The 24,064-nt window shown below is 66.3% G+C and carries 30 protein-coding genes; 11 read left to right on the top strand and 19 right to left on the bottom strand.

All coding sequences use genetic code 11. The annotated features are described in order from the left end of the window. Positions 1–59: 59 nt before the first annotated feature. Genes ACI0FO_RS10540 through ACI0FO_RS10550 form a run of 3 tightly spaced genes read left to right on the top strand, consistent with a single transcriptional unit; the run spans position 60 to position 1,431 of the window. Positions 60–320 carry a hypothetical protein gene (locus tag ACI0FO_RS10540; RefSeq protein WP_416026430.1) on the top strand — a complete coding sequence of 87 codons (261 nt, stop codon included), beginning with the start codon at positions 60–62 and terminating at the stop codon, positions 318–320. After that, entirely contained in the window at positions 317–604 is a 288-nt protein-coding gene (locus ACI0FO_RS10545; RefSeq protein ID WP_416026431.1) for a hypothetical protein, read from the top strand. The genes ACI0FO_RS10540 and ACI0FO_RS10545 overlap by 4 nt, the downstream gene beginning before the upstream one ends. Further along, a complete protein-coding gene (locus ACI0FO_RS10550) occupies positions 601–1,431 on the top strand; it encodes a DUF2243 domain-containing protein (RefSeq protein WP_416026433.1) in 831 nt (276 codons plus the stop codon). The genes ACI0FO_RS10545 and ACI0FO_RS10550 overlap by 4 nt, the downstream gene beginning before the upstream one ends. Positions 1,432–1,481: 50 nt before the next feature. Here ACI0FO_RS10550 and ACI0FO_RS10555 read toward each other — a convergent pair whose 3' ends face one another. Beyond that, positions 1,482–2,474 (bottom strand): SDR family oxidoreductase, encoded by a 993-nt coding sequence (locus ACI0FO_RS10555; RefSeq protein ID WP_416026434.1) that lies wholly within the window; start codon positions 2,472–2,474, stop codon positions 1,482–1,484. Between the two features lie 118 nt (positions 2,475–2,592). Between ACI0FO_RS10555 and ACI0FO_RS10560 the strand changes: the two genes are divergently transcribed. After that, positions 2,593–3,675 (top strand): flavodoxin family protein, encoded by a 1,083-nt coding sequence (locus ACI0FO_RS10560; protein WP_416026436.1) that lies wholly within the window; start codon positions 2,593–2,595, stop codon positions 3,673–3,675. Between the two features lie 187 nt (positions 3,676–3,862). On the opposite strand, the gene ACI0FO_RS10565 is transcribed toward ACI0FO_RS10560, so the two are convergent. Further along, positions 3,863–4,288 (bottom strand): CBS domain-containing protein, encoded by a 426-nt coding sequence (locus ACI0FO_RS10565; RefSeq protein ID WP_416026437.1) that lies wholly within the window; start codon positions 4,286–4,288, stop codon positions 3,863–3,865. Positions 4,289–4,309: 21 nt separating this feature from the next. Between ACI0FO_RS10565 and ACI0FO_RS10570 the strand changes: the two genes are divergently transcribed. Beyond that, positions 4,310–4,636: a hypothetical protein gene (locus ACI0FO_RS10570; RefSeq protein ID WP_416026439.1), complete on the top strand. Its 327-nt coding sequence runs from the start codon at positions 4,310–4,312 to the stop codon at positions 4,634–4,636. Between the two features lie 2 nt (positions 4,637–4,638). After that, positions 4,639–4,896: a DUF1488 family protein gene (locus ACI0FO_RS10575; RefSeq protein WP_416026441.1), complete on the top strand. Its 258-nt coding sequence runs from the start codon at positions 4,639–4,641 to the stop codon at positions 4,894–4,896. Positions 4,897–4,951: 55 nt separating this feature from the next. Here the strand turns inward: ACI0FO_RS10575 and ACI0FO_RS10580 are convergent, their stop codons facing one another. Continuing rightward, positions 4,952–5,803: a c-type cytochrome gene (locus ACI0FO_RS10580; protein ID WP_416026442.1), complete on the bottom strand. Its 852-nt coding sequence runs from the start codon at positions 5,801–5,803 to the stop codon at positions 4,952–4,954. After that, positions 5,800–6,270, bottom strand: a complete 471-nt coding sequence (locus ACI0FO_RS10585; RefSeq protein WP_416026443.1) for a c-type cytochrome — start codon at positions 6,268–6,270, stop codon at positions 5,800–5,802. Before ACI0FO_RS10585 ends, ACI0FO_RS10580 begins: the two co-directional genes overlap by 4 nt. 102 nt (positions 6,271–6,372) lie before the next feature. Between ACI0FO_RS10585 and ACI0FO_RS10590 the strand changes: the two genes are divergently transcribed. The 3 genes from ACI0FO_RS10590 to ACI0FO_RS10600 are packed head-to-tail and all read left to right on the top strand — an operon-like array spanning position 6,373 to position 10,250. Beyond that, positions 6,373–7,356: a cytochrome c oxidase subunit II gene (locus ACI0FO_RS10590; protein ID WP_416026445.1), complete on the top strand. Its 984-nt coding sequence runs from the start codon at positions 6,373–6,375 to the stop codon at positions 7,354–7,356. Continuing rightward, positions 7,302–9,899 (top strand): cbb3-type cytochrome c oxidase subunit I, encoded by a 2,598-nt coding sequence (locus ACI0FO_RS10595; RefSeq protein ID WP_416026447.1) that lies wholly within the window; start codon positions 7,302–7,304, stop codon positions 9,897–9,899. Before ACI0FO_RS10590 ends, ACI0FO_RS10595 begins: the two co-directional genes overlap by 55 nt. A gap of 3 nt (positions 9,900–9,902) precedes the next feature. Next, on the top strand, positions 9,903–10,250 hold the full coding sequence (locus ACI0FO_RS10600) for a hypothetical protein (protein ID WP_416026449.1): 348 nt from the start codon (positions 9,903–9,905) through the stop codon (positions 10,248–10,250). Positions 10,251–10,291: 41 nt separating this feature from the next. Here the strand turns inward: ACI0FO_RS10600 and ACI0FO_RS10605 are convergent, their stop codons facing one another. Beyond that, a complete protein-coding gene (locus ACI0FO_RS10605) occupies positions 10,292–10,663 on the bottom strand; it encodes a hypothetical protein (protein ID WP_416026451.1) in 372 nt (123 codons plus the stop codon). Positions 10,664–10,852: 189 nt separating this feature from the next. On the opposite strand from ACI0FO_RS10605, the gene ACI0FO_RS10610 reads away from it, so the two are divergent. Continuing rightward, positions 10,853–11,410 (top strand): DUF4142 domain-containing protein, encoded by a 558-nt coding sequence (locus ACI0FO_RS10610; RefSeq protein WP_416026452.1) that lies wholly within the window; start codon positions 10,853–10,855, stop codon positions 11,408–11,410. Positions 11,411–11,441: 31 nt separating this feature from the next. Beyond that, positions 11,442–11,720, top strand: coding sequence for a hypothetical protein (locus ACI0FO_RS10615; protein ID WP_416026454.1), 279 nt, complete (start codon positions 11,442–11,444; stop codon positions 11,718–11,720). Here the strand turns inward: ACI0FO_RS10615 and ACI0FO_RS10620 are convergent. From ACI0FO_RS10620 to ACI0FO_RS10685, 14 genes are all read right to left on the bottom strand, one after another. Then, complete coding sequence (locus tag ACI0FO_RS10620; protein WP_416026456.1) at positions 11,702–12,628, bottom strand: symmetrical bis(5'-nucleosyl)-tetraphosphatase; 927 nt, start codon at positions 12,626–12,628, stop codon at positions 11,702–11,704. The two genes, ACI0FO_RS10615 and ACI0FO_RS10620, sit on opposite strands and share 19 nt — an antisense overlap. Before the next feature lie 34 nt (positions 12,629–12,662). Beyond that, complete coding sequence (locus ACI0FO_RS10625; RefSeq protein WP_416026458.1) at positions 12,663–12,842, bottom strand: hypothetical protein; 180 nt, start codon at positions 12,840–12,842, stop codon at positions 12,663–12,665. Between the two features lie 170 nt (positions 12,843–13,012). After that, positions 13,013–13,645: a UdgX family uracil-DNA binding protein gene (locus tag ACI0FO_RS10630; RefSeq protein WP_416026460.1), complete on the bottom strand. Its 633-nt coding sequence runs from the start codon at positions 13,643–13,645 to the stop codon at positions 13,013–13,015. A 21-nt stretch (positions 13,646–13,666) separates the two neighbouring features. Next, complete coding sequence (locus ACI0FO_RS10635) at positions 13,667–13,876, bottom strand: hypothetical protein (protein ID WP_416026462.1); 210 nt, start codon at positions 13,874–13,876, stop codon at positions 13,667–13,669. A gap of 19 nt (positions 13,877–13,895) precedes the next feature. Then, on the bottom strand, positions 13,896–14,918 hold the full coding sequence (locus ACI0FO_RS10640) for a UDP-glucuronic acid decarboxylase family protein (protein ID WP_416026464.1): 1,023 nt from the start codon (positions 14,916–14,918) through the stop codon (positions 13,896–13,898). Next, entirely contained in the window at positions 14,915–15,883 is a 969-nt protein-coding gene (locus ACI0FO_RS10645) for a glycosyltransferase (RefSeq protein WP_416026465.1), read from the bottom strand. Before ACI0FO_RS10645 ends, ACI0FO_RS10640 begins: the two co-directional genes overlap by 4 nt. Continuing rightward, complete coding sequence (locus ACI0FO_RS10650; protein ID WP_416026466.1) at positions 15,880–16,950, bottom strand: glycosyltransferase family 9 protein; 1,071 nt, start codon at positions 16,948–16,950, stop codon at positions 15,880–15,882. Before ACI0FO_RS10650 ends, ACI0FO_RS10645 begins: the two co-directional genes overlap by 4 nt. Beyond that, complete coding sequence (locus ACI0FO_RS10655) at positions 16,938–17,936, bottom strand: glycosyltransferase family 2 protein (protein WP_416026467.1); 999 nt, start codon at positions 17,934–17,936, stop codon at positions 16,938–16,940. Before ACI0FO_RS10655 ends, ACI0FO_RS10650 begins: the two co-directional genes overlap by 13 nt. Further along, positions 17,933–19,672, bottom strand: a complete 1,740-nt coding sequence (locus ACI0FO_RS10660) for a carbamoyltransferase (protein WP_416026469.1) — start codon at positions 19,670–19,672, stop codon at positions 17,933–17,935. Before ACI0FO_RS10660 ends, ACI0FO_RS10655 begins: the two co-directional genes overlap by 4 nt. Next, positions 19,660–20,778: a glycosyltransferase family 9 protein gene (locus ACI0FO_RS10665; RefSeq protein ID WP_416026471.1), complete on the bottom strand. Its 1,119-nt coding sequence runs from the start codon at positions 20,776–20,778 to the stop codon at positions 19,660–19,662. Before ACI0FO_RS10665 ends, ACI0FO_RS10660 begins: the two co-directional genes overlap by 13 nt. A 2-nt stretch (positions 20,779–20,780) precedes the next feature. Further along, the gene (locus ACI0FO_RS10670) at positions 20,781–21,368 is read right to left on the bottom strand and encodes a D-glycero-alpha-D-manno-heptose-1,7-bisphosphate 7-phosphatase (protein WP_416026472.1); all 588 of its coding nucleotides are present in this window, start codon (positions 21,366–21,368) and stop codon (positions 20,781–20,783) included. Then, a complete protein-coding gene (locus ACI0FO_RS10675; RefSeq protein WP_416026474.1) occupies positions 21,359–22,087 on the bottom strand; it encodes an SDR family oxidoreductase in 729 nt (242 codons plus the stop codon). The genes ACI0FO_RS10670 and ACI0FO_RS10675 overlap by 10 nt, the downstream gene beginning before the upstream one ends. A 10-nt stretch (positions 22,088–22,097) precedes the next feature. Further along, a complete protein-coding gene (locus tag ACI0FO_RS10680) occupies positions 22,098–23,369 on the bottom strand; it encodes a glycosyltransferase family 4 protein (RefSeq protein WP_416026476.1) in 1,272 nt (423 codons plus the stop codon). A gap of 48 nt (positions 23,370–23,417) precedes the next feature. Further along, the gene (locus tag ACI0FO_RS10685) at positions 23,418–23,963 is read right to left on the bottom strand and encodes a BON domain-containing protein (RefSeq protein WP_416026478.1); all 546 of its coding nucleotides are present in this window, start codon (positions 23,961–23,963) and stop codon (positions 23,418–23,420) included. Between the last annotated feature and the right edge of the window lie 101 nt (positions 23,964–24,064).

Below are 24,064 nucleotides of genomic sequence, written 5' to 3' on the forward strand. Positions count from 1 at the left end.
CGCGACGGGAACGCGAATTGCTCGGTGTTCGCCACCGCCAAGCACGCCAGGAGATCCGCATGCCCCAGCCACCAACCGATCAATCCCGCAAGTCCATCCCCGGTCAGCCGGATGTCAACGCGGGCGCCTTGCGGCCGTCGTCTCGCCCCGAAGAGGCCGAAAGGGTGCCCGATATCGACCATCCGCCGGCGGCGAAAAGCCACGAAGGGGCGGGCTTTGACCGCGCCGAGGCCCAGGAAGAAGCCGAGGCCCGAAGCGGCACCCTGCCCGGTTCGAATGACACGCGGCCCGTGCCGCCCGACCGGCGGCCGACAAAATGATCGTGGAAGCGTTTCAGCGCGCCGACGGCATGTGGAGCTTTCGGCGGCTGGCGATGCTGGGCGTCGTGCAGGACGCCCGCGCGTACCCCACCAGCCAGGCGGCGGTTGAAGCGGCCCGCGCCGAGTACCCGAACGAGACGATATCGATCGTTACCCCCCCATCACCGGAGCAGGACATGAACGCCTCCCCGGCGCCTGAACGCGACACCGAAGGTGACGTCTTCAAGCCCGCGGACGACACGCCTGCCGTACTGCCAAAACGTGCTGGGCCGGCCCCAAAATGACCGATGCCCTGCACGCGCGCCCTGCCGTCGCCTTGCCACGCCGCCGTCCGTGGGCGGGCTACCTGTTGGGCTTCGGCATGGGCGGCTTCTTCGACGGCATTTTGCTGCATCAAATTTTGCAATGGCATCACCTTCTTTCCGGCCTGAGCGCCGCGTCGCTTGCCGATCTGCGGGTGCAAGTCGTGGCCGATGGCGTTTTTCACGCGCTGATGTATGCGGTGGCCGGCGCCGGGTTATGGAGCTTGTACCGATCGCGCGGCGCGTCGCAGCCTTCACGAAGAACCTTGCTGGCGCACTTTCTACTGGGATTTGGCGTGTGGCATGTGGTGGACGCCGTGCTGTCGCACTGGCTTACTGGCATCCACCGATTACGCATGGACGTGCCTGACCCCTTGCCCTGGGAGGTGGCTTGGCTGGCGCTGTTTGGCCTATTGCCGCTGATGGCTGGCTGGGTCATGGTTCGGCGCGAGCCGCCCGCCGGCCGCGGTACGGGCGGCCAAGGGCCCCTGCTGTCGGTCGTGCTGGCATTGGCGGTGGCCACGGGGGCGATGCTGAACCTTTATCCGGTTTCCGCTCCCGCGCAGGATACCTCGGTAGTGGTGTTGCGCCCCGATGCCAGCTCGGCCGACCTGCTGAAGGCTTTGGACCACACGCCGGCGCGTATCCTGTGGGCCGATGCAACGGGCGGAGTCTGGGTGCTGGCTGACGCATCGTCCGTCTCGCTACGCGCCCTGTATGGCGCGGGCGCGTTGTATGTCAGCGGCGCCACGGCACCCGGCGGGTGTTCGGCCTGGCTGCGCCCCCAAACGCCGCGAAGGACGCAGTGAAGGACGCCGTGAACAACCCCGCGAATGACGCCGTGAACGACGCCCCAGCGTCACCGCCCGCGCCGGCTTAGCGCCCACAACACGGCGCCGCTCAACAGGGCGGTCGTGGCCAACGACGACCTGGGATGCGTCACCATCTGCGTGTAGACGCTATGCCTGCGGCCGCGGCGCTGCACGGCGGAATGCTCCCCACCGGCCGTGTAGAGCGAGTCCGATCCGCCTGCCGCGGGCGCCTCGCCCCGTTGGTGCCGATATAACCAGCCCGACATCCGATCGGCTAGCGAGGGAACATTCTGGCCAAGCGTTGCAATGGCGCGTGAGGCGGACCCCACGAACAGGTCCCGGGTGGGGTGTTGGGCGGCGTGCAAAATAGCGTCCGCGACCGTTTCCGCGGCATAGACGGGCGGCGGCAGATCCGGCTCCACGTCCATGTAATTGCGAGCATGCACGGTGAAACCGGTAGCGACCGACGCAGGTTTGATCAGCGTGACCGATATCGGCGCTTTCTCTTCCCTCAACTCCATCCGCAGCGCGTCGGTGAAGCCCTTCACGGCGTGCTTGGCCGCCGAGTAAGTGCCTTGCAGGGGGATGGCGCGATCCGACACTTCGCTGCCCACGTTGATCAGGGCGCCTCCCGATTGCTTCATGTGGCGCACCGCGGTCAGCGACCCGTAGACCACGCCCCAATAGTCCGTGTCGAACAGCTTTCGCTGGTCTTCGATCGGCACCTGTTCCAGGCTGCCGTATATCGAGACCCCCGCATTGTTGACCCATGTGTCGACGCGGCCGTAGCTTTGTATCGCGTGGTCCAGTATCCGCTGATGGTCTTCCTCTATTCCCACGTCCGCCACCACGCTGACGGCCGCGCCGCCCCCGCGAATGACCTCCTCGACGATGCGGGCCAGGGCTTCTTCCTGACGCCCGGCCAGGACGACTTTGGCGCCGCGTTCGCCCGCCATCCTTGCCGTGGCGGCGCCAATGCCGCTGCCGGCCCCCGTGATGACGATGACTTGGTCGCGTAGTGGTTTCAGGCTAAGTTTCATTAGAGACTCCCGGTTCGGCGCCGAAGGATAGCGACGCGATGACCGGGCAGCAAGGAACATACCCGGAAGGCACGGCATGCGGCTTGCTGCACGGCAGTGCTCTGATTGGAGGCGCCAGATGACCGATTTCGTGCCGATGGTCCGCAAGGGGCAATATGCCGGCCCGCTAACCCGCGAGACGTTCCGGGCGCGCTTCATGCAGCGCTTTTACGATCCTGCGTTCAAGGGTGAGCACCCTGCGTTGGAACGGCTTGAAGCGATCGCATGGGAGGCATACCAGGAAGGCCGCAAGGCGCCGGTCACCGTCAAGGCCGGGCCGGGCTACGCCGACCCGGGTTATGACCTCTCGGTGCAATGGAAGCAAACGCGCGACGCGCTTGAGCGCGCTGCGAAGGTCCAGCAGGATGCGAACACACCGTCGCGCGTGCTGGTGATCATCGGCGCGTCGCGCAACGACGGCACCTGTCCGGGCGAAATCTCCAAGAGCTGGCGGCTGGCGCGCATCGTTCTGAACGAACTGCGGGCCGCCGCCGTGCAGACGGACGAACTGGATTTGAGCCGCCTGGTTTCCGAATACCAATATCAGATCCATCCGTGCAAGGGCTGCGTTTCAACAGCGATGCCGCTGTGCCATTGGCCGTGCAGTTGCTATCCCAACCACGCGCTGGGGCAGGTCAACGACGCCATGAACGGTATCTATGAGCAATGGGTGTCGGCCCATGGGGTGATCCTGGTGGCCCCTACCTACTGGTACCAGTCGCCCAGCCCTTTGAAACTGATGATCGACCGGCTGGTATGCGCCGACGGCGGCAACCCCGACCCCACGTTGACCGGCGGGAAGGACCCACTGAAAGCCAAGCAGGTCGAACTGGCGGGATGGCCCTATCCCAAGCACCTGGCAGGCCGCGCCTATGGCTTGGTGGTGCACGGCGACGTCGCCGGCGTCGAAGCGCAACGGCGCGCCCTTGCCGACTGGCTGGACTGGATGGGGCTGGTGGACGCCGGCACGACCGCCCAATTGGACCGGTACATCGGCTACTACCAACCCTATGCCACCAGCCACGATGATCTCGACCGCGACGAGGCGGTGCAGCAGGAAGTGCGCAACGTCGCGCGGGCCATGGCCGCGTCCCTGCCCAGGTTGCGGCAAGGCGGGCTGGCGGCTCCGGACCGCCACATCCGGGCCCCTCGGCCGAAATAGGCATCGCGGGCCAGGCATCGCGGGCGGGCACGGAACGTGCGTAGACAAGGGTGCCGCAGCGGCAAACCGTCGTGCCGATCCAGCATGGCTGTCTCCCCCCCCTCCGCCGCTGCGGCGCCTACGCTCTATCCGTGGATTTGCCCCGTTCTTGGAAGCGGGGCGTTTTTTTTGGAAGCGGATGTTGACCCTATCGGGCGGGCTGGGCGGGTTCGGAGACATTGGCTAGCGTATCGCCCGCCGCCCCCGCCTTGGCCGCGATGTCTCCCAGCGAGACCACCCCGACAAGCTGCTTGTTCCGGTCAAGGACAAGGACGCGCCTGATCATTTCGGTCTCCATGATGGACTTGGCCGTCTCCACCGTATCGTCCTCGTAGCACCAGACCGGCCGCTCCGACATCGCGTCATCCACCCTTGCGGCGTCCGGCGCGGCGCCCCGCGCCGTGCAACGCACGGTGATATCGCGGTCGGTGACGACCCCCACCAGCCGCCGCCCATCGCAGATGGGCAACTCTCCGACGTCCAGGTCGGCCATCAACTCGGCGGCGCGCCGGACGGATTCTCCCTGAACGACATAGGCCGGTTCAGGAGTCATGATTTCGGATAGACGTGTCATCGCTTTCTCCTGGTTCATTGATTGGATTCGCCCCACTGGCTTTCCCGCGAGCACGGCGAACCGTCGATGCAGCACGCCGCGTTCCACCATTCGCCCCGCGCGCCCATGCCCCCACCGGCATCGCCCCTTGTGCAGCGCGATAAAGAACGCAACAAAGAACGCAACAAAGAACGCAACAAAGAACGCAATACGGAACGCGATGGCGCCAAGAGTAAAAAATACCTGCCCTGCCGTTTTTACCTTTTGGCGGAAAGGCCGGGAAAACGGGTGCGGCACATGGCTTGCTGCGCAGGGCGAGAAGGACCGGGGACGGATGCTTCGGCCTGGCTGCTGAAAAAGGAGGAATAGCCATGAAATTCACGAAAGCCACGGAAGCGCAGGCACGCGGCGATGCCGTGGTCTTCCAGCTGGAGACCGCTGGCGTGACGCGTCAATTCGAGATCTCGGGCGACGTGCTGCGCCGCCGCTTCGGCGCAGCGAACGACACGGGCGCAGAGCTTCTGCGGGCGTTCGAAAGCGGCGCGCAGGCAATCCAGGACGCGGTGCACCGCGCCCAATGGGTCCCGGCGGACGGGGCCATCCAACTTGGGGCGGGCGACTTCGAATGACGCCGATGCGGGGGCGTAAGGGGGTGTTTGCTGAATAGGCGCTGCCACCCGGGCTTCAGCGGCGGCTGTCGGACAGCGTGTTCAGGAACTGCGCAATGTCGCGCGCGTCCTGCTCGGATACCCCCACGTCCGGCATGGCGGTGCCCGCTTTGACGGCCCCGGGCGCACGCAGCCACCGTTGCATATTTTCCGGCGTATTGACCATCACGCCAGCGATGTACGGGCGGTCGGCCATGCCATCCAGGGACGGCCCGACATGGTTCCAGGCGCCCGTCACGCCGGGGATGGCATGGCACGTCACGCACAGATATTGTTGCAGGGCCTTTTTGCCTGCCGCGGCGTCTCCGATACGCAGCGCCCCCTGCGTCACGGGCGCCGGCTCGGCAGGCGGCAGGCCGTCGTCGCGATCCCGGTAATCCGCCGGGGACAGCAAGGGAAGCACGCGCAGGAAGGCCACCACATCCCAGATCTGGTCGTCCGTCAGGCGATACTGCCAGGCGGGCATGCCGGTCATCTTGATCCCCTGCTGGGTAATCCAGAAAATCTCGGCGGCCGGTCGCGTCCGGGCGGTCGCGACCAGCGCGGCGGGCGCCGGATTCAACCCCAGCGCATAAGGTTGCGGCGCAACCCCGGGGGCGCCGTGGCATTGCACGCAGTGCGTGCGGTATAGGCGCCCCCCATTCCGGATACGTGCCTCGCCGTTCAGATCGGGCGCTTGCACATCGGCCGCGCGCGCTTTTACCGAGCGCGCCATCGCGGTATCCATCAGATGATGCACCGCCATCGTGTGGGGGGACGTTGCGCTGACGTCGTACCAGCCGAAGTAGATCACCGCACCGCCCGCCAGTCCGGCAAGGGCCCCTGCGGCCACGACGGCCACCGCCGCGATGCGCGTGGTGCTCATCATGGCGCTCCCCCGCGTGCGCCGCCGGGCGACAACAGAAAGGCGGCGATATCCTCGGCGTCGGCCTTCTGCAAGCCCGTTGCGGGCATGGCGGTGCGGGGATTGATGGCGGGCGGGTCCAGCAGCCAGCGCACAAGATCGTCCGAGGTATTGGGCAAGACGCCTGCCACATAGGCCTGCCGCCACAGCTCGTGCAGCGGCGGCCCCACGTTGGACGCCGGCCCCCTTACCCCCGTGACGGTGTGGCAGGCAACGCATCCGCGCTCGGCGATCAGCCGGCGTCCCCGCGCCGGGTCCGCGTCCAGGCCCTTCCCGGCCGCCAGGGCGGGGGGCGAAAGCGGCGGACGTTTCTCGCCGCACGCACCCGTCATGACCGACGCAGCGAAAACCAGCAACAGGCGAATGGGTCGGTCGATCCGGCGCAAAGGGGCCTCCGTGAATACCCCCGCGACCCGCAATTTTCGTTCCACGCCCCAGGCTCGCGCGGACGTGGGCACGCCACATGCTGACGCGCGGGCGGTCGCAGTCCAATCCCCGGCCTGCCCCACGCAGGAATTTCCGCTCAAACCGACATGCCGTCTTTCCTTCCCCTGGCGCTTGCCGCCACGATGTCCGCCGCGGCCTGGGCGCAACCCCGGCAGGGCCCGCCGGCGGACGGGGACGAGATCGGCCGCATCGACCAGATCAGCACGGTGCTTTTCATCGGCGGCGCCGGCATTTTCCTGATGGTGGCCGTGTTAATGGCGCTGGCCATGCACGGGCCCGCGCGTGTGCGCCGGGCGTTGGCCAACCCCGCGTTGATCGTGGGGGCCGGCGTCGCCTTTCCCGTCCTGGCGCTAACGGCGCTGCTGCTGTGGGTACTGGGCCCCGGACCGTTGGCCGCTCGCAATGGCGCGGCGGCGGCGGCGGTGCGCGTTGAAGTTACCGGAGAACTGTGGTGGTGGCGCGTCCGTTACCTGGATCGTTCCGGCACGCTGCTTTTCGAAACCGCGAACGATGTGCGCATCCCCGCCGGACAGACGGTGGAATTCCTGCTCAGGTCCGACAATGTGATCCACAGTTTCTGGATCCCCGAGCTGGCCGGCAAGCTCGACATGATGCCCGGCCGCGTGAATCGCCTGCGCGTGACGGCGCGCGCGCCCGGCGTGTTCCGGGGGCAATGCGCCGAGTACTGCGGGGCGCAGCACGCCCAGATGCGGTTCGACGTGCAGGTGCTGGCGCCGGCGCAGTTTGACGAATGGCTGCGGCAGCAACGCCAACCGGCCCGGTCGGCGGGACCTGAGCTTCGGCACGGCGAACAACTGTTCCAACAAGCCTGCGCCCAATGCCATGCCGTGCGGGGAACGCCCGCCACGGGAACGTTGGGACCTGACCTGACCCATCTGGGCGGCCGCCCATCGCTGGCGGCCGGCGTGCTGCCCAATAATGTGGGCGCGCTGGCGGGGTGGATCGCCGGCGGGCAACATATCAAACCGGGCAACGCCATGCCGGCCTTTGACCAATGGGCCGGCGAAGACCTGCGGGCCGTGGCCCGCTATCTGGAAAGCCTGAAGTGACCCCAGAGACCCCTGCGCCCGACGCGTCCCCTCCGCTTCCGAATCCGATCCCGCGCCCCGATGGCGAGTTCGCGCAGCTCAAGCTCGCCTGGCGGCGCCCGACCGGGTTCCGCGCCATCACGGTCGTCAACAACACCTCCATCGGCCTGCTCTATATCGGCACCGCGTTGCTGTTTTTTTTGCTGGCCGGCATTTTGGCCTTGATGATGCGCACGCAGCTGGCCATGCCGGACAGTGATTTGATCGGGCATACGCTCTACAACCAGCTGTTCACCATGCACGGCACGGTGATGATGTTTCTATTCGCGGTGCCGGCGGTCGAAGCGGTGGCCGTGCTGCTATTGCCCAATATGCTGGGTGCGCGCGACTTACCGTTTCCACGGCTGTCGGCCTATGCCTATTGGGCCTACGCAATCGGCGGCCTGGTATTTTTTTGCAGCATCTTCGTGGGCCTGGCGCCCGACGGCGGCTGGTTCATGTATCCGCCGCTGACCAGCACCCGCTATTCGCCGGCGATGAATGCGGATCTGTGGCTGCTGGGAATCGGGTTCATCGAGATATCGGCGATCGCGGGCGCGATTGAACTTGCCGTCGGCATCCTGCGCACGCGCGCACCGGGCATGACGCTGGAAAAGATGCCCGTGTTCGCATGGGTGATGCTGGTGTTCTGCGGGATGGTCATCATTGCGTTTCCCGCCGTCATCGTGGCCACGGCGCTGCTGGAGCTGGAACGCGCCTTCGACCTGCCGTTCTTCATTGCCGAACGGGGCGGCGACCCGTTGCTGTGGCAACACCTTTTCTGGTTTTTCGGGCATCCCGAGGTCTACATCATTTTCCTGCCCGCGGCTGGCATGGTGTCGATGATCATCCCCGCCATGACGGGCACGCCCCTGGTCGGATATCGCCTGGTGGTGCTGGCAGTGGTTTCGACTGGCTTTCTCAGTTTTGGCCTGTGGGTGCATCACATGTTCGCCACGGGCATCCCACGGCTGTCGCTTAGTTTCGCGTCGGCCGCCAGCATGGCGGTATCGGTGCCCACGGCTATCCAGATATTCGCGTGGATCGCCACGATCGCCGCGGCCGACCGGCTGCGGCCGCTGAAAACCCCCATGCTGTTCATCCTGGGATTTTTCTTCGTGTTCGTCATCGGTGGACTCACCGGCGTCATGGTCGCCGTGATTCCTTTCGACCTCCAGGCGCACGACACCTATTTCATCGTGGCCCACCTGCACTACGTGCTGTTCGGGGGCATGGTGTTTCCGCTGTTCGCGGCGTTCTACTACTGGATGCCATTCGTCAGCGCGCGCGCCTTGTCGGAACGACTGGGGCGTTGGGCATTTTGGCTGATGTTCATCGGTTTCAACGTGGCCTTCTTCCCGATGCACTTTACCGGCCTGGCTGGCATGCCACGCCGGGTCTACACCTACGCGGAAAGCCAGGGGCTGGGGCCACTGAACATGGTGTCTACCGTGGGCGCCTACCTGATTGCCGCCGGGGTCCTGGTGTTTCTCGTCGACGTGGCGCGCAACTTCAGGCCCGACGTCAATCAGAACGCCGGCAACATCTGGCGGGCCGGCACGCTGGAATGGCTGCCCAGTGGAACCCACGGCCTGCGCAGCGTACCCGCCGTGACCAGCCGCGAGCCCTTGTGGGCGCAGCCCGGCCTGGCGCAAGAAGTAGAAGCCGGCGGCCATTTCCTGCCCCACGCGCCCGGCGGGCTGCGTTCGACACTGGTGACCACCGCGCTCGACGCTCGTCCCGACTACGTGCTGGTGCTTCCCGGACCAGCATGGTCGCCGTTGCTGGCCGCGCTGGGCACGGCCGGCTTCTTCCTGCTACTGACGTTCAAACTGTTTGCGTTTGCCGCCGCGTTCGGCGTGCTGGCGATCGCCGCGCTATGGCGCTGGCTGTGGGACGCGGACACGGGGCCGGACCACCCGCCGGTGTACATCGGGAGCGGCCTGCGCGTCCCCATGATGTGCTCGGGCAATGCGTCCCATGCGTCGTGGGCCATGGTCTTGCTGATCATCGTCTGCGCCAGCATTTTCGGATCCATGATGTTCGGCTACCTGTTCCTGTGGACCGTCCACCCGGATGCGTGGCCGCAATCGGGCGGACTGCCATCGGCCGCCTGGCCGGTGTTGTCCGCCGGCTTGCTGCTGGGCTCGGTTGTGTTGGTGGAAGGCGCCGGACGCCGCCTGGCGCAAACCAGGCAAACCTTCCTGCGCGCAGGCCTGCCGGCGGCCATCGTGTTGGTGGGGGCAGCGGCGGCGGTCGAGATCCACGCGCACTGGCAATCCGGGCTGCGGCCCCAGGTTTCAGCCTATGCGGCGGCGGTCTACGCGGTGGCCGGCCTGCAGGCCGCCTTTGCGGCGCTGGCCGGCGTGATGGGGGTGTTTACCGTCGCCCGCTCATTGGCCGGCCGGCTCAGCGCCACCCGGCGCGCGGCTTTCGACGCCACGATGATGATGTGGCGCTACACCGCGGCGCAGGGCTTGGTCGCGCTGGCGCTGGTCCACGTCTTTCCGCGCTTGACGGGTTAGAGCATGAAAACGCATTTCGGGATCGAACTGCTGTTCCTGATCGCCGGCCCCGCGATCTGGCTGGTGCATTACCTGTTCATCTACACCGTGAATGCGGTGGCCTGCGCGCGGGCGGCCTGGGCAGGCCAATGGCTGGGGCTTCCCGCCTCATCATGGGTCATCGTGGCCGGCAGCGCGCTGGCATTGGCCGGCATGGCGACAGCCACCTGGCGTCAGCGCCAACGGCAACGCATGCCAGCAAACCGTGCATCGGCCTTCCACGTCTGGCTCACGGCGGCGTTGTGTCTGCTATCGGCACTGGCAGTCGTTTGGGAAACGGTGCCCGTCTTCCTGATGCCGGCTTGCAGGTAGAGGGCGGCCCGCTCAAGGCCGCATGACCGAGAGGCGAAAGCCTATCTTCCGAACTCCCCGGACTTATGCCCGCCCGAGCCCGCCCTGCCCCCCGGGATGGTGCCGTCCGGCGCCGGATTGGCGCTGGACCCCTCCACCGTGCCCTGGCCCGGCGTGGGTTGAGCAGGCGCCTTTTCCGGCGCGGATCGAGGCACGGTAGGCGGGGGCGCGGTCGGATCTCTCTTGGATGGCCCCGGCGACGCGCCGGAAGGCGGCGACGGCGGCGGCTTGCCCCCCCGGTCGTCCGCGCCCTGGCCCGCTCCGCCCTGGGCCGGCGGTTGCGCCGCCCCGGCCACGGCGGACGCCATCGCGATGATCACCGCCCCCAGTAATCGTCCCGGGTTGCGCGGCAGAAAGTGGCGTTGAGTCGTCATGATCGTCCCCTTGGTAGGTCGGTGAAAAGACCAGCAAACCCCATTCCCGCGTGGACGAAGCGCGGGAACGCGGTTTGCTGGATGTCCGGAACGCATGGCCAAAACGCATGGCCAAAACGCATTACCCCTGACGCACTACCTCCAACCTGTTACCTCAACGGCGCTCGGCGCCCTTCCCAGGAGATCTTCATGAAACCTCGCTACCTCACCGCCGCCCTCCTTGCCGTGGCAGCGCTTGGAGCCGGACAAATCGCCATGGCCCAGACCACCACCCCCGCCGCGCCAATGGCGGCAGAGTCGAAGCTGGACGGCAACGACCGTGACTTTCTGGAAAATGCCGCGCAGGCCGGGCACCTGGAAGTGGAAGGAAGCAAGCTTGCGCTCGAGAAATCGCGCAATGCCGAGGTCAAGGCTTTCGCGCAGAAGATGGTCGATGACCACGGCAAGGCAGGCCAGCAACTGGCCGCCCTGGCCAAGAAAAAGGGCTATGACGCCCCGACTGAACCTTCCCTGATGCAACAAGCAAAATTGAAGACGCTTGGCATGCGCGACGATGGGTTTGACAAGGCCTACGCCGAGAGCATCGGCGTGTCGGCCCACGAGGACGCGGTAAAGCTGTTCCAGCAGGCCGCGAACGAAGCCAAGGACCCCGAGGTCAAGCAATTCGCCACGGAAACGCTGCCGACGCTTGAACAGCACCTTCAAATGGCCAAGACGCTGGACCAGGGCGTAAAGAAGGCGCCCTGACGGCGGACAGCCTTCTCACACGGTGATGGCCATGCATTCCCCCCAACCTGTCTTGACGTCGGCCCCGGTCGGCAATGTCAGGATTGTCTACTTGGCACCGCAAAGCGCGGTCGGTCCGATGGCCGAACCGCGCGTCGCGGCCAATGACGACATCCTTCCGCCGCCGCAACCGCTGGCGTCTCCGGCAGGCGAAGCGGGACCGATCCCTCTGATGCAAGTCCCTCTTGCAATCGCGTTGGCGGTCATGCTGTGGGCGATGGGGGCCTTGGTCTTGCTGACGCTGGCCCTGGCCTATCGGCTGCTGGCTTGAAACGGCCAAGCGCTACGCGCCCCGGCCGCGGGCCAATGAGGGCGGATCGGCGTGGCCACCGGCGTCTCGTCGGGCGACGTCAGGGGCTCACGGCCCACTTGAAGCAACTTGCGATCACCCAGCCTCAGTGCGGTCAGCACGCCGCCCGTCACGCAACCGGTGTCCACGCAGGCAACATCCGACCGCACCAGCAGCCCCAATGTCGCCCAATGCCCGAACACGATGGGCGTGCCGCCGGCCAGCCTGCCCGGCACGTCGAACCAGGGCACCGTGCCGCGCGGCCAGCTGCCTGGCGTGGATTTTGCGGTGGGCGCCAGCTCACCCGTTCGCGTACACAGGCGCATGCGGGTAAACGCACTGACGATGAACCTGGCGCGGCGCTCTCCTTGCAGCCGATCCCGCCAGGCCAGCACCGCCGGGCCGTTGAACATGCGTAGGTGGCGTCGCCACTGCTCGTCCCGAAGCAGCGCTTCGACTTCGCCCGCCAACGCCATCGCCGTCGCGGTATCCCAATGGGGGTAGATTCCCGCGTGAGCCAGGATGTGCCCGGCCTCGGCATGCATCAAGGGGCGGTGACGCAACCAGTCCACCAGGACATCCGCGTCAGGCGCGTTCATCAGGTCGTCCAGCGTGTCGTTCTTGCCGGGCCGCATGCAGGCGGCCGCGATCGCCAGGGCCCGCATGTCGTGGTTGCCCAGCACCACCGTGGCACGATCGCCCAGCGCCATGACCCGGCGCAGCGTCGCGGCGGACTCCGGCCCCCGGTTTACCAGGTCGCCCACGAACCATAGCCGGCACGTCGGGTCGTCGGCGATCTCCGGACGGCACAGCAGCGCGTCCAGCGATGCGCGGCAGCCGTGCACGTCGCCGACGGCCCAGATCGAAGTTTCGCCGCAGGCGTCAGCCATCCCCGTCTCCCTGCCCTGCGCCGTGACGCCGGGATCAGGACTTGGTCCGTGCGCCGGCTCCCCGATTCCGTTGGCTCTGCTGGTCCTGGCCGGTTCCGATCTGTGCGACATGGCCTTCCTTCTTCGTGCGGTTCTGGGTGTCGCCGTGGCTCGCCTGGGTTTCCCGCGCAGTATCGTCGGATGCGGGATTGGGCTTTGCTGATTTCGGTTTCATGGCGTGGCTCCTCTTTGGATAGCGCGATAGGCACGGCCACCAACCCAGCAAACCTCATGCCCGGCATCGCGGCCCGGCGGACCGGCGCCACAACACGTCTGGCGCATGGCGAGCCATGCCGGCCGACGGGCGGAACCTCCCACGCGCGGGTACTTTTTGCCAAAGGCCGGCTAGCCTTTACCGATTAATCCGCGCGCGCGCTTCAGCGCATCCACGATGGTCTGAAAAGCGGCTTCGCGGCTTTCGCGATTCGGGCTTCTTAACGCAAACGACGGGTGATAGGCCGCCAGAACGCGGCTGTCACCCCGTTCCAGCGTCTTGCCCAGCGAAGCCTTCAGCGTGTGCTTGCGATCCCGCATCAGCGCACTTAACGCCGTGGCGCCCAGGGCGATGATGACATGCGGCTGGATCTCATCCAGTTCCCGGTCCAGCCAATACTCGCACGCGTGGATCTCGGCCTGCGCGGGGGACTTGTGCATCCGACGTTTGCCGCGCAATTCCCACTTGAAGTGCTTCACGGCATTGGTGATGTAAACCGCGTCGCGGCTGACGCCCGCTTGCGCCAACGCTTTGTCCAATAGCGCGCCGGCGGGCCCCACGAATGGGTGGCCCGCCAGGTCTTCCTTGTCGCCCGGTTGTTCTCCCACCAGCATGATGGCGGCGTGGCGCTTGCCCTCGCCCCCTACTGCTTGCGTGGCGTTGCGCCAAAGGCCGCACCGCCGACATGCGCCGAGCGTCCTGGGACGCTGGTCGGGATCGACATCCCCCTCCTCGGGCGCGGGAGAACTCGGCGTAGTGTTCATGCCGACGCGCCGTCACGCCGCTCAGGAGCGGTTGTCCACGGGCGGCGCACCGGGCGTGGCCCGGCCCGGGTCCCACACGTCTTTGGGGTCCATGCCGGGAGGGAATTGGCGTCCGGCGCCGGTACGGTTGGGGTCCGCCGGGTGGTCGGACAGCGTGCGCTCTCGTTCGGGGACGGGTTTGTGCGGGGCTTCCGCAGGGGTGTCTTGATGCGAATGGGGCTGGGTGCTCATGGCGGCGTCCTCCGCTTGTCTACAGCGGCGCGACCGGCGCCGCGGCGGTAGCCGGTGTCCAGCAAGCCGTGTGCCGCCCGGCTTGTTCGCGGTCGGCGCAGAAATAGGCCACCGTGCGGGCGATGCCCTCTTCCGGACCAATTCGGGGCCACCATCCCAGGCTGCGGCGCGCCAGTGAAATATCGGGGCACCGATGGGTCGGGTCGTCGACCGGCAGGTCGCGGTGAACCAGCGGCACGTGGGCGCCGGTCAACTCCCGCACCATGTCGGCCATTTCCAGCATCGTCAGTTCGGCCGGATTGCCCAGGTTCACGGGACACGCAACCGCCTCCGGGCTTTCCATCAATCGCACAAGCCCGTCGATAAGGTCATCCACATAGCAGAAAGACCGGGTCTGCGTGCCATTGCCATAGATCGTCAACGGTTGGCCCGACAACGCCTGCACGATGAAGTTGGACACCACGCGGCCATCGTCTGGCGACATGTGCGGCCCGTAGGTGTTGAAGATGCGCGCAATCTTCACGACCACGCCCTCGTTCCGCGCATACTCCATGAAAATCGTCTCGGCGCACCGTTTCCCCTCGTCATAGCAAGACCGCGGACCGACGGGGTTGACGTGGCCCCAGTAGCCCTCGCGCTGGGGATGTTCCAGCGGATCGCCGTAGACTTCGCTGGTGGACGCCTGCAGCACACGCGCGCCGCACCGCCGCGCCAATTCCAGCAGCTGCATCGCGCCCAGCAGGCACGTCCGCAAAGTCTTTAGGGGATCGGCCTGGTAATGAACCGGGGACGCCGGGCAGGCAAGGTTGTATATGCGGTCGACCTGAAAGCCGGGCAAGGGGTCCGCGACGTCATGGCGCACGACCGTGAACCGGGGGTGCCCCGCCAGCGCGGCAACGTTACATGCCCTTCCCGTCTGGAAATTGTCGACGCAGGTCACCCGCCAGCCGTCTTGCAGTAACCGCGAACACAAGTTCGCGCCCAAAAAGCCCGCCCCGCCCGCCACAAGCGCGTGGCCATTCCGTAATGTCTGATCGGTCATGCTGCCTCCAACATTGTGTCGAACACGTTTATCCAATCGTCGACGAAGCGCTCAATCCCGAATCGCGCCAAGGCGGTCTCGCGCCCTGCCGCGCCCCAGGCGCGTGCCAGCTTCGGCTCGTCCAGCAATTGGCGCGCCACGTCCACCAGCCGGTCCAGCCGCGTGTCGACGTAGCCGTTTTTGCCATTGACGATGACCGCGGGCAGTTCCGTGGCGGCGAATCCCACCACCGGCACGCCGCACAGCATCGCCTCTACGAGCGACAGTCCCAGGCTGGCATATCGGATCGGGCTGAAGAAATAGCGGTAGCGCACCATGCAATCCGCGACTTCCATATTGGGCACTTCGCCCAACCCGCCCAGTTGCTCGGACCCCATGCCGATCAGATCCAGCGGCGTCTGATCGCGCACCTGTTCAAACACGTCGCGACCGATGCGCCGTCCGCGCCGATGAAGATGGTTCACGACCGTGATTCCCCGCGCCAGCGTGCCCTCGTAGCGGGCAGTCGGTAACGGCACGCCGTGCTCCACGATGCGGGTCGGCATGCCGTCCGAATCCCACATCACCGCATTGAACGGCGTCACATGCACCAGCAGGCCGCGATCATGCTGAAACGGATGGACGGTGTCGGTGGGGTGCGGCTCGGGCGGGTTATGTTCCAGATAGGCGCTTGGCAAGTCGCGTTGGGCCGGGCTGAGCAGCAACCTGGCGTCTTCAAGATTCTGGCGCGACTGGTAAAGCACGCAGTCAAACCGCATCGAACGCAATTGCTCGGCCGGCACCTGCGTCACATTGACGCCCCAGGGGATACGCGTGCCCAGCGCGCCATATCCCGGACGGTCTCCCGGCAGACTGGGCACCACGAAATCATGCGGCACGTGGCCCAGCGCATACAGGTAATTGCCATGAACGTGCCACGTCAGGATGCGCAGGCGTCGGCGCGGCGCCAAGCCAATCGGTGTCATCGTGCCTCCCTTGCCAAATGGCTGTCAGCCAGCGTCAAGACTTGCGGGACCGTGATCGCCAATGCGCAGGGATGCCCGATGGGACAGGTCTCGAACGCGCAGGGGCGGCAAGGCATGTCGGCCGCCAGCACGGTGTGCCGGGCACGGTCCTTGGGCGCCCAGCGCACGGGATCGCTTCCGCTGGCAATGACGACGCTGGCCGCACCGACCGCCGCCGCCACATGCGATATGCCGGTGTCGTTGCACACCAGCAGCCGGCTCATCCGCAACAACGCCGCCAGGCTGCCCAGCGTGGTCGCGCCGCATAGGTCGGGCAAGGCCAGGCCCGACAAGCAGCTCAGCTCAGCGGCCATGGGCTTTTCGGACGTTGTTCCGGTCAGCGCCACCTGCCAACCCAGCCGGGACAGCGCCTGGGCCACATCGGCATAGCGCTCAAGCGGCCAGCGCCGGGACGGGAGCCGCGCGCCGGCGTGCAGCAGGACCAGGCGCGCGGGGTCCAACCCATGTTCGCGCAGCAGCCGGTCCGCGTCGCGCTGGTCCCGTTCAGTGCAAGGAAATTCCAGCGTGTCGTCTTCCGCCGGCACGCCCAGGTAGCTAAGCAGCGCCAGATAACGCTGTGGCTCGGGCAGCCCGTCCGGCCACGTCATTCTTTGCCCCGGCACCGGCGCGGCCGCCCCGTCCACGAACCCGCCCCATCTGCGGGCGCCCAACTGACCGACGATGGCATTGGATTGCGCGCCGCTGCCATGCATCTGCAAGGCAACGTCGGCACGGAGGGTCCGCACGCGGCGGTAGAAGGCCGGCATGGCCTGCGGCCGGGGCGCCTGTTCGGGAAATGCCGGGATCCCCGGAAATTCGATCAGATCATCGATATACGGGTGGAAGCGATCGGCGAATTCCCGGGCATTGGGCAATCCGACCAACGTGATGCGTGCGTCGGGAAAAGCTTGCCGCAATGCGCGCAGCGCCGGAACGGCGCACAACATGTCGCCCAATTGCAGCGCCCGGAACACAACGATGCTAGCGGGGGGCGCGGAATGATCGAATAGCGGCTTCACACTGTCCACGAGCCCGCCCTCCCGAACCGCGCCAACCCCACCGCCCGCCAGTAGATCGACAGCAGGGGAATGAACGCCGAGGTGATCGCAAGATCGATCACGTTTCGCGCGGACTTGCGTGTGCCGCGCACGCGCCTGACAAAGAACATCCCCGTCAACGCCAACCACGCGCCGGCCGCCGCCGCCGCCGCGTGCGCATGCCCCATGGCGGCCAGCGCCACGGCCAGCACGAAGGCCGCGGTCACGCTCAGATAGAAGCGCGGGGCATGCGCCCGGATACGGCTGCGGTAGAACAGGGGGTACTTCTTCTTCAACAACATGTCGAACATCACCTTCTTCTGCATGCCCAGACCGGCGGCGAAGCGATTGGGGCGATAGGGATGCAAGACGCGCGCCCGGGGGCAACGTTCAACGGCTAAGCCCCGGTCCAGCAGCGCAAAATGCAGGTCGGAATCCTCGCGCCAAGCCATGGTGTAGCGAACGTCGAAGCCGCCGACGGCCTGCAAGGCGGACCGGCGCACGAAGCAATTGGCCGTGATGAACTCGGCGCGGGTCAATCCCGCGGCATCGCGCTCGTAGTCGCTGGGCGGATCCGGCAACGGCATGTCCGTCACGCCCACCACCGCGGCGACCGAAGGGGGCATGGCGGCCACGCCCTGCTGCAGCCAGTCCTCGCTGGGAACCGTGTCGTCGTCGGTAAAGGCGATGATTTCTCCCTTGGCGCTGCGCCAGCCCTGATTGCGCGCACCCGCGGGCCCCCGGGTGTCGGTCACCGGCAAATAGCGGACGGCGGGCCGCCCGCCGCATGTGTCGCAAAGCGCCTCGACCTGCCGCCGCGTCACCGCGCTTGCCGCGTCGTCGCATACCAGGACCTCGTAGGCGTGGCGGGGATAACACTGCCGCACCAGCGCATCCAGGCAGCGGGCAAGCAACGTCGGGCGCTTGTACGTCGGCACCACCACGGACACCAGAATGGAATTGTCGGCGACTGTCATCGCGGCTTCTCGACCAGGTAGGAACCGATCACCAGCGCATCCAGCGGCGAAGTCCAGAAGCACTCCACCGCATCCCGGGGCGTGCAGACCACGGGTTCGCCCCGCGTATTGAACGACGTATTGACCAGCACGGGAACGCCCGTCAGCCGCTCGAACGCTTCCAGCAGGTCGTAGTAGCGTGAATTCTGGTCGCGGCGGATGGTCTGCACCCGGGCGGTGCCGTCAATATGCCGAACCGCCGGAATCTGCTGCGCCCGGTGTGGCAGCACGTCATAGACGAACAGCATGAATGGCGCGCAGATCGACGGTTCGCCTCGCCCGTCAAACCACTGGGTTGCGCGCTCTTCCATCACGACCGGGGCCACCGGCCGGAAATCCTCGCGATCCTTCAGCCCGTTCAATCGGGCCTGCATTGCGCTATCCAGCGGCGATGCCAGGATGGAGCGCGCGCCCAGGGCACGCGGACCAAACTCCATCCGCCCCTGGAACCAGCCCAGGATCTTGTCCTGCGCCAGCAGCGCGGCGGCCTCGCCCGCCACATCGTCAAGCCGCCGGAAGTCCAACCGCGACTTGTACAGGAAGCGCTCGATCTCATCATCCGAATACGAGGGGCCGAGATAGGCGTGCTCCATCGACCACGCGCGCTTGCCGCCACGGCGGTGATAGTCGACGTAGAGGGCCGCGCCCAATGACGTGCCCGCGTCGCCAGCGGCAGGCTGCACCCATACGCTGTCGAACGGGCCGTCGCGGACAATGCGCGCATTCATTACGCAGTTCAGGGCCACGCCGCCCGCCATGCAAAGGTTACGGGCGCCGGTTTTTTCGTGCAGCCATTGCGCCATGTGCAGCACCGTTTCTTCCAACACGTATTGCAAGGAACTGGCGATGTTCTTGTGGCGGTCTTCGAAGGGAGCGCCTCGCTGGCGCGCCGGCCCGAACCGTTCTTCCAGCCGGGCCGGCTGCAGTGAATAGCCGCCCTCTTCTTCCAGGCGCAGGATTTCACGGAATTCGTTCCGATACTCGGGCGTTCCGAACGACGCCAGCGCCATCACCTTGTATTCGTCGGATGAATGAAGAAAGCCCAGATAGCTTGTGACGGTCTCGTACAGCAAACCCAGCGAATGCGGCAGGTCAATCTGCTTGATGCGCGCATACTCGCCCTTAGAGAAATGGCCGTAGCTGGTAGTGGTCCGTTCGCCCCGTCCGTCCATGGTCAACACGGCGCATTCTTCGCAGGGCGCCGCCAGGAACGCACTGCTTTCATGCGACAGGTGATGGTCCAGGTAGATCCACCGGTCCATGATGTGGGCCAGCGTCAGGTCATCAAAACGCGGCGACTTCAAGTGATGCGGGGCGCCATCCAGCAATTGGCGCGGGGCATTCACCAGGTACGAAAGGAAGAGCGGGTCCCACGGGGATTCGCCACCCGCGCCGGCGCCCGCGCGGGACGGTTCAAGCGGCAGCTGGATATCCGACGGATGCGGACGCCCTTCAGCCAACAACGCCGGGTCATAGGAATAGACGATGTGGTCAACGTCCCGCAGGCGGATGTCCGCCACCGACAGGCAATAGTCGATCGCGTAGTACGGCAATTGCCACGTCGTGAACGGAACGGGTCGCTTGCCGTGTTTGACACGGGTAAAGCGCTCTTCCTCGGCGGCTGCCACGACGACGCCATCATGCACGAGCGTGGCGGCACAGTCGTGATAGGCCGCATTGATGCCTAGTGTGTACATGGAACGCTCTCCTTGGCGGCCCGCGGGCCGGATTGCTGCTGGCGGGTCAGGCTCATCAATTCGCGCGCCGCCCTCGCAACGCGCGTCGGCTCGACACCGGCCAGGCAGGATTGATGGCCCTCGGGGCAGACGCTTCGATAGCAGTACTTGCAGGGCACATCGTGGTTCAGCACCCGCGATGGCGTGTGCCATGGGGTGTGCTGGGGGTTTGTCAGGGCGTACAGGTCCACGACCGGAACGCGCAGCGCCGCCGCGATATGCGCGGGTCCGCTGTTGTTGCAGATCACCACGGCGGCGTGCTCCAACGCGGCCGCCAGTTCGCCCAGCGTCAACCGGCCGGACAAGTCGATCAGGCCGGGCAGCAGGCAGCGGGCCTCGCTCAAGGCGGACGCCAGCGATTCGGTTTCGTGGCCGCCCAACAGCAGGATGCGGCGGCCATCGCCCCGCAGCTCCACCAGCGCTTGCACCAGCTGACGAGCGGGATAGCGCCGAGAAGGCGCGGTCGCGCCCGCATGCACGCAGATCCATCCCTCGGCCTCGCAGACCCCTTCGCGGTGTAGCTTGTCGCGCAGCGACAGTCGGTCAACGTCCTTGACCTGGAACGACATGCCCACCTCGTCGCTATGCGCGCCGATGGTCGCCACCAGATCCAGCTGGCGTTGGACTTCGTGGCGCACGCCCTGCGCGGGTTCGGTTTCCCGGACCCAATCCGAAATCAGCCGGTAGGGATTTTCACGGCAATGCGCAAGCACGCGCGGAATGCCAGCCAGGTGGCACAACAACGCGGCCGGCAGCGGGCTTTGACTGTACGTCGTGAAAATCACGGCGGCGTCCGGCCGCAAGGCGCGCAACCTGCCGATGGCGGCGATATCCTCGTCACGTCCGGCCGAGCCGTTCTTGACCCACGCAGCATCGTAGGACAAGGTACTGTCGACTTCGGGGATAAACGGCGCCACCGCGGCGCCCGCCGGCGAGGTCAGCAAAGACAAACGGCGCGCGCCAGACTGACGCAGCGCCCGAAAGGCCGGCGTGCACATCAGCACGTCGCCCATGTTGTCCAGACGGACACATAAGACATGAGCGCAATCCTGCCAATCCGGCGCCATGGTCATGCTCCTTGCGCCGAATGCGCGGCCTGATGTCCGATGATGATGCGGGCGGCAGCATCCAGATCGGGCGCGCGGCAGAACGGCTCTCGGCCGGGGCCGGTGCGCCATTCCGTTTCATTGCCGACGTCCAGCAGGATGCTGCGGCACCCCGCCCGGTTGCCCGCCTCGACGTCGTCCAGGATGTCGCCGACGAACCAGGAATCTTTCAGGTCAAGGTCCAATTCCTGCGCGGCGCGCAACAGCAGGCCCGGCTTGGGCTTGCGGCAGTCGCAGTCAACGGCATAGTCTTCGACCACGCCGTCAGGGTGGTGCGGGCACCAGTAGAATCCGTCCAGCCTGGCCCCCGCCGCCCGGAACATGGCGGCCAGCTTCACCTGGACGTCATGCAGCGCATCCGCCGCGAACAAGCCCCTTGCCACGCCGGACTGGTTGCTGATCACCACCAGGCACGCGCCGGTCGCGCCCAAACGCGACAGGGCCGCGAACGCCATCGGCGCATACGCCATCCGGCCTGGATCGACGTTGTACGGATCATCGACAAGGACGGTGCCGTCCTTGTCCAGGAATACGGCTGCCCTCAGGGCCATGATGTCTCCTTCATCGGCAGAACCATCACTTCGGGCACTACGGTTCCTGCCGGCTGCGTCAGGACGAATCGCACCGCCCGCGCAACGTTGGCCGGATCCTGCAGGGTGTCGGTATCAATGTCCGGAAAACGGTCCAACAGGAACGGCGTGCGCATTCCGCCGGCAATGACGGCACTGACCTTCAGGCCCGCGCCCCGCAATTCGGCATGCAACGCATGCGACAGGCCCATCAGCCCCCACTTGCTGGCGTGATAGGCGCTGGCGTTCGGCCAAGCTCGCCGGGCTGCCGTGGAGGCCACGTTGACGATGTGCCCGCCGGGGCTCAGCCGGCTCTTGCCCAGTTTCGCCATCAGGAACGGGCCGGTCAGGTTGGTGCGCAGCACGCGCTCCCAGACGTCGGCGTCCAGTTGATCGATGGGCGCGGTGACATCGATGCCGGCGCTGTTCACGATGGCGTCCAGCGCGCCGAAGTGTCGGACGACTGCGTCCAGGCCCTCCGCCACATCCGCCACCACGCCCACATCCATCACGCACACCATGACGTCGGCGCCAGACTCCTTGAGCTTGCTGGCGACCCCCTGTGCGCGTTGTTCATCGATATCGGTGACCGCTACCCGCGCGCCTTCGGCCGCCAGCATTTCGCACAGGGCGGCGCCTAACCCACTGCCGCCGCCGGTAACCAGCACCACCTTGCCTTGCAAGCTTTCGCATTCATCCATGAACTGCTCCTTAGGCCGCGATCCGCGTTGCCGCGCGATCGCTCAACGGCACGCCGGCCGCCATGCGTCCGTAAACGGACAAAAGGTCCTGCCCCACCCGCTTCCAGGTGTACAGGCGCCGGGCCCGCAATCTGCCAGCCTCGCCCATGCGCTCGCGCAGCGACGAGTCGCCCGCCAGTTGCGCCAGCCGATCCGCCAGGCTGTCGGGATCCTTGGGCGGCACGAGAAAGCCCGTCTTGCCATGCACGACCGTGCTGCGTATGCCGCCCGTGTCCGAGCCCACCACCGGTCGCCCGCAGGCCATGGCCTCGACAGGGGTGATGCCAAACGGCTCGTACCACGGCGTGGTGACGAAGACATCGCTGGCGCTGTAGTACATGGCCAATTCTTCCCGGCGGCGGCGGCCCGCGAAATCGACCCACTCGGCCACGCCCTCTTCTTCAGCGATACGCCGCAAGCGGCCGATTTCCGGCGTGGCAGCAGGGTCGGCGTCGTCGGTGTTGCCGCCGACGACGCACAGCCGCGCGTCGATTCCATGCCATTGGCGCAACCGCGCCAACGCGCGGATGACGTTGTCGACGCCCTTGCGCGGCACCATCCTGCCTAGCTGCAACAGCGTGAAGGCGCTGTCGTCCCAACCCAACGCCCTGCGCGCCGCCGCGGCGGGCACAGGCACCATTTCCGCCGAGTCATAGCCGCAAGGCACGATCTCGATGCGGCGCGGGTCGGCGCCGTACAACTCGATAAGGTCTTTGCGGTCTTGCGGACATTCCGCGATGATGCGGTCCGCCTGCCGTGTGATGTCGTCTTCGATGTCGAAGCGGCTATCCGGAAACCGATCCGCTTCCTGCTGATACTGCCGGCGCACCTTTCCCAACGCATGAAAGGTCACGGCCAAAGGAATGCCGTACCGCTGCGCGGGGGGCAGCGCCGCCATCGCCGACATGAAGAAATTGGCGTGGATGACGTCGTAATCCACCGCTTGCCGGCCGATAAACCGCGACAGGAAGGCGGAGAATTCATCCATGTACGGCAACATGTCTTCCTTGGGCAAAAACCGCTGCGGCCCCGCGGGAACATGAATGACGCGCACGCCGTTCATCCAGCGGTGTTCCGTCTCCAGCTCGGGATCGTCCTTGCGGGTGAAGACGTCGACCTGCACGCCGGCCCGCGCCAACTCCCGGGCCACATGGGCGACATATACGTTCTGCCCGCCGCTATCCACGCTGCCCGCCAGGGCCAGGGGCGAGGCATGTTCACTGATGATGGCTATCTTTTTCATGGTGCCACTCCGTTGTGCCGATCGGCGCTTGATTCGAGTGGGCCGGCGTCATTCGCGACCGCCTCCGATTGCGGTGTCGCCGAACGACGTGCCCCCTTTTTCCCCGGCTCCCGCAATGCGGATCCGGTTGTCGACGTCTTGCACGCCCGCGCAGGCGTCGGCGCAGTCTTCAATGCGATGCTTGGTGCGGCGATCGCGGACGGTGCCCTCAAGCGTCACGCGGCCATCCGCCACGGAGACCGACACGTCGCTGACGTCCAGGCCGCTATGTGCCAGATACTCGCAAACGTTTTCGCGCACGCGTTCGTCGGAACGCGTGTAGCCCTTGGGGTCGGTGCGCCGGGAGCCTCGTTCCCGCCAAGGCGTGGGACCGCGGTTGTAGCCGCCGCGCTCCGCGGTTTCGAAAGAGGCCTCGGGCTCGTCCGCCCATTGCGGCCGATCGCCGTAGTAGCCGCCTTCTTCGTCGCCATAGGACGTCGGGCCGCCATAGGTTGGGTTGCGCGAGCCATACACTTGTTCGCGCTGATACGACGGGTCCTGGTTTCTGAATCCGCCGTAGCTGCTTTGTCCGGGATCCGCGCTGCGGCTGCGCACGCCGCCCCGCGTTTCACGCGTGCCTGGCGCTCGGCGCGTTCCTTCCCCTTGATATCCGAAGGATGGCGCGGGATCCCGCCACGGCTCCTGGTCGCCGAAGT

Source organism: Achromobacter marplatensis (assembly GCF_049060505.1).
Classification (GTDB): domain Bacteria; phylum Pseudomonadota; class Gammaproteobacteria; order Burkholderiales; family Burkholderiaceae_B; genus Achromobacter; species Achromobacter marplatensis_A.

Excerpts from the sequence above, each read along its gene's own strand:
- ACI0FO_RS10540 (WP_416026430.1), top strand. The coding sequence starts at position 60 with ATGCCCCAGCCACCAACCGATCAATCCCGCAAGTCCATCCCCGGTCAG.
- ACI0FO_RS10545 (WP_416026431.1), top strand. The coding sequence starts at position 317 with ATGATCGTGGAAGCGTTTCAGCGCGCCGACGGCATGTGGAGCTTTCGG.
- ACI0FO_RS10550 (WP_416026433.1), top strand. The coding sequence starts at position 601 with ATGACCGATGCCCTGCACGCGCGCCCTGCCGTCGCCTTGCCACGCCGC.
- ACI0FO_RS10555 (WP_416026434.1), bottom strand. The coding sequence starts at position 2,474 with ATGAAACTTAGCCTGAAACCACTACGCGACCAAGTCATCGTCATCACG.
- ACI0FO_RS10560 (WP_416026436.1), top strand. The coding sequence starts at position 2,593 with ATGACCGATTTCGTGCCGATGGTCCGCAAGGGGCAATATGCCGGCCCG.
- ACI0FO_RS10565 (WP_416026437.1), bottom strand. The coding sequence starts at position 4,288 with ATGACACGTCTATCCGAAATCATGACTCCTGAACCGGCCTATGTCGTT.
- ACI0FO_RS10575 (WP_416026441.1), top strand. The coding sequence starts at position 4,639 with ATGAAATTCACGAAAGCCACGGAAGCGCAGGCACGCGGCGATGCCGTG.
- ACI0FO_RS10580 (WP_416026442.1), bottom strand. The coding sequence starts at position 5,803 with ATGATGAGCACCACGCGCATCGCGGCGGTGGCCGTCGTGGCCGCAGGG.
- ACI0FO_RS10590 (WP_416026445.1), top strand. The coding sequence starts at position 6,373 with ATGCCGTCTTTCCTTCCCCTGGCGCTTGCCGCCACGATGTCCGCCGCG.
- ACI0FO_RS10595 (WP_416026447.1), top strand. The coding sequence starts at position 7,302 with ATGGGCCGGCGAAGACCTGCGGGCCGTGGCCCGCTATCTGGAAAGCCT.
- ACI0FO_RS10600 (WP_416026449.1), top strand. The coding sequence starts at position 9,903 with ATGAAAACGCATTTCGGGATCGAACTGCTGTTCCTGATCGCCGGCCCC.
- ACI0FO_RS10605 (WP_416026451.1), bottom strand. The coding sequence starts at position 10,663 with ATGACGACTCAACGCCACTTTCTGCCGCGCAACCCGGGACGATTACTG.
- ACI0FO_RS10610 (WP_416026452.1), top strand. The coding sequence starts at position 10,853 with ATGAAACCTCGCTACCTCACCGCCGCCCTCCTTGCCGTGGCAGCGCTT.
- ACI0FO_RS10615 (WP_416026454.1), top strand. The coding sequence starts at position 11,442 with ATGCATTCCCCCCAACCTGTCTTGACGTCGGCCCCGGTCGGCAATGTC.
- ACI0FO_RS10620 (WP_416026456.1), bottom strand. The coding sequence starts at position 12,628 with ATGGCTGACGCCTGCGGCGAAACTTCGATCTGGGCCGTCGGCGACGTG.
- ACI0FO_RS10625 (WP_416026458.1), bottom strand. The coding sequence starts at position 12,842 with ATGAAACCGAAATCAGCAAAGCCCAATCCCGCATCCGACGATACTGCG.
- ACI0FO_RS10630 (WP_416026460.1), bottom strand. The coding sequence starts at position 13,645 with ATGAACACTACGCCGAGTTCTCCCGCGCCCGAGGAGGGGGATGTCGAT.
- ACI0FO_RS10635 (WP_416026462.1), bottom strand. The coding sequence starts at position 13,876 with ATGAGCACCCAGCCCCATTCGCATCAAGACACCCCTGCGGAAGCCCCG.
- ACI0FO_RS10640 (WP_416026464.1), bottom strand. The coding sequence starts at position 14,918 with ATGACCGATCAGACATTACGGAATGGCCACGCGCTTGTGGCGGGCGGG.
- ACI0FO_RS10645 (WP_416026465.1), bottom strand. The coding sequence starts at position 15,883 with ATGACACCGATTGGCTTGGCGCCGCGCCGACGCCTGCGCATCCTGACG.
- ACI0FO_RS10655 (WP_416026467.1), bottom strand. The coding sequence starts at position 17,936 with ATGACAGTCGCCGACAATTCCATTCTGGTGTCCGTGGTGGTGCCGACG.
- ACI0FO_RS10660 (WP_416026469.1), bottom strand. The coding sequence starts at position 19,672 with ATGTACACACTAGGCATCAATGCGGCCTATCACGACTGTGCCGCCACG.
- ACI0FO_RS10665 (WP_416026471.1), bottom strand. The coding sequence starts at position 20,778 with ATGGCGCCGGATTGGCAGGATTGCGCTCATGTCTTATGTGTCCGTCTG.
- ACI0FO_RS10670 (WP_416026472.1), bottom strand. The coding sequence starts at position 21,368 with ATGGCCCTGAGGGCAGCCGTATTCCTGGACAAGGACGGCACCGTCCTT.
- ACI0FO_RS10675 (WP_416026474.1), bottom strand. The coding sequence starts at position 22,087 with ATGGATGAATGCGAAAGCTTGCAAGGCAAGGTGGTGCTGGTTACCGGC.
- ACI0FO_RS10680 (WP_416026476.1), bottom strand. The coding sequence starts at position 23,369 with ATGAAAAAGATAGCCATCATCAGTGAACATGCCTCGCCCCTGGCCCTG.